This window comes from Streptomyces sp. 13-12-16 (assembly GCF_002114215.1).
Classification (GTDB): domain Bacteria; phylum Actinomycetota; class Actinomycetes; order Streptomycetales; family Streptomycetaceae; genus Streptomyces.
The window spans coordinates 2503-4315 of sequence record NZ_NCTE01000790.1 but is presented as its reverse complement, the minus strand read 5'-3'; the positions used below and the strand labels follow the sequence as shown (position 1 = coordinate 4315).

The 1813-nt window shown below is 69.6% G+C and carries 4 protein-coding genes; all 4 read left to right on the top strand.

Annotated features, from left to right (window positions below; genetic code table 11):
- The coding region (locus B7767_RS29030; RefSeq protein WP_179167334.1) for an HRDC domain-containing protein at positions 1–430 on the top strand (430 nt) is incomplete at its 5' end.
- 163 nt (positions 431–593) lie between these two features.
- On the top strand, positions 594–908 hold the full coding sequence (locus B7767_RS29025) for a hypothetical protein (protein WP_085574754.1): 315 nt from the start codon (positions 594–596) through the stop codon (positions 906–908).
- 166 nt (positions 909–1074) lie between these two features.
- The gene (locus tag B7767_RS29020) at positions 1075–1443 is read left to right on the top strand and encodes a WhiB family transcriptional regulator (RefSeq protein ID WP_073932361.1); all 369 of its coding nucleotides are present in this window, start codon (positions 1075–1077) and stop codon (positions 1441–1443) included.
- Positions 1440–1763 carry a hypothetical protein gene (locus B7767_RS29015; protein ID WP_085574753.1) on the top strand — a complete coding sequence of 108 codons (324 nt, stop codon included), beginning with the start codon at positions 1440–1442 and terminating at the stop codon, positions 1761–1763. The genes B7767_RS29020 and B7767_RS29015 overlap by 4 nt, the downstream gene beginning before the upstream one ends.
- The last annotated feature ends 50 nt before the right edge of the window (positions 1764–1813 follow it).

The window sequence follows — 1813 nt, the reverse complement described above, 5'->3', positions numbered from 1 at the left end:
GGGCCGGGGCGGCGCGGCCGGCGCGGGAGGTGTGGAGCGCGGCTCGTTCGGGACGGCGTCCGCCTCGGTCGTCCCGGGGCCGAGGCGCGGACAGCGCAGCCCCGCCCGCTGCCGGGTGTGCGGCCGCACGCTGACCGACGCGGGCGAGATGAAGCTGATGCGCTGCGAGGACTGCCCCACGGACATGGACGAGGGTCTGTACGAGCGGCTCCGCGAGTGGCGCGCCGTCCAGGCGGGGCGCAGCGGGCAGCCGGCCTTCTGCGTCTTCACCGACAAGACGCTGATGGCCATCGCCGAGACGGTCCCCGACGACGAGCACGCGCTGGCCAGGATCCCCGGGGTGGGGATGCGCAAGCTGGGCCGCTACGGAGCCGATGTTCTGGCCATCTGCGCAGGTCGTGACATCGACGAGGAACAGGATCAGGACTGATCCGAACTCGTCGGAAAAATAGTTTGCGCATGCCCCGGGAATCCCCATAGGTTCTTAGGCACGGGGACGGCGGCCTTCTCCAAGGCCCCGATGCCGTGTTGTACTTGCATATCCGCGGACCGGTTCACCCCGGTCCCCTAGACGCCGAGAGGAGGCGAGTCCAGTGATCAGCATCAACACCAGCTCCATCGTCAAACTGACCGATCGCTCGGCCGTCTCCCTGTGCATGCTCGGCGCCTCGAACCAGGGCACCGGTCTGTCCGGCATTCATGCCGCACGTCTGGTGTCCTCCCTCGCTCCCGCGGCTCCTGCCGTCCGTGAGCGCGATGAGCGACCGACCAAGGCACTGGAAGCGGTAGTGGCACAGGCGAAGGCCTATGCCTTTGCGGCAGCCGGTGCCGGATTCCGGAAGCAGACGACGCAGCACCACCTGATGTGGGCCTTCCGTGGGCCAGAACCCTGGAGTGATCCAGCCTGATGTGATCAGGCCGGCGCCTTCAGGGCCGCGGAACCCCATCCGGGATCCGCGGCCCTTCTGTTTTCCCTCAAGCGGGGAGAACGAAGGCCTCGGGACAAGAAAAGAGCCCGGTACCAGCCGCCACCCGGCCAACAGGCCGGAAACGACCAGACGAGGAAGACGAACCGTGCAACTCGAAGCGCACGTCCCGTCCGTACCGCCTTCCGACACGATCCCCAAGCCCGGCTCCACGGAGGACCCGACCTTGACTCCGCTCACCGCGCTCACCGCGCTCGACGACGCCATCGAGAACCTCGGCGTGCCCGTCCCGTGCCGCTCCTACGACCCGGAGGTCTTCTTCGCCGAGTCGCCCGCGGACGTCGAGTACGCCAAGTCCCTCTGCCGCACCTGCCCGCTGATCGAGGCCTGCCTCGCCGGCGCCAAGGAGCGGCGTGAGCCCTGGGGCGTCTGGGGCGGCGAGCTGTTCGTCCAGGGAGTTGTCGTCGCCCGCAAGCGGCCGCGTGGCCGCCCGCGCAAGAACCCGGTCACGGCATGAACGCCCCAGGAACGATCGATCGCCCCCTCACGCACGACCCCCAGAAGCAGGCCCCGATGATGCCGTCCGCCCACGAGCCCGCAGGCTCCGCGACCGAAGACTTCACCACCAGCGGTGCGAACGACTCGCGCCAGAACAGGACCCGAGAGATGCAACTCATCCCAGAAGCCCTGGCCCGTGCGCATATGCACGAGCGACTGCGGGAGGCGCAGCGGGAGCGCCAGGCCACCGGCCTGGTGACCGCTCGCCGGATGCAGCGCCGGGCCGAGCGCGCCTCCCGGCGCGCCCGCCGCGCGCTCGCCATGGCGGTCATGCAGTAACCGATCCCACCTGAAGCGGTGGCCTCCCCAGCCGGAGGCACAGCTCTCCC

Excerpts from the sequence above, each read along its gene's own strand:
- B7767_RS29015 (WP_085574753.1), top strand. The coding sequence starts at position 1,440 with ATGAACGCCCCAGGAACGATCGATCGCCCCCTCACGCACGACCCCCAG.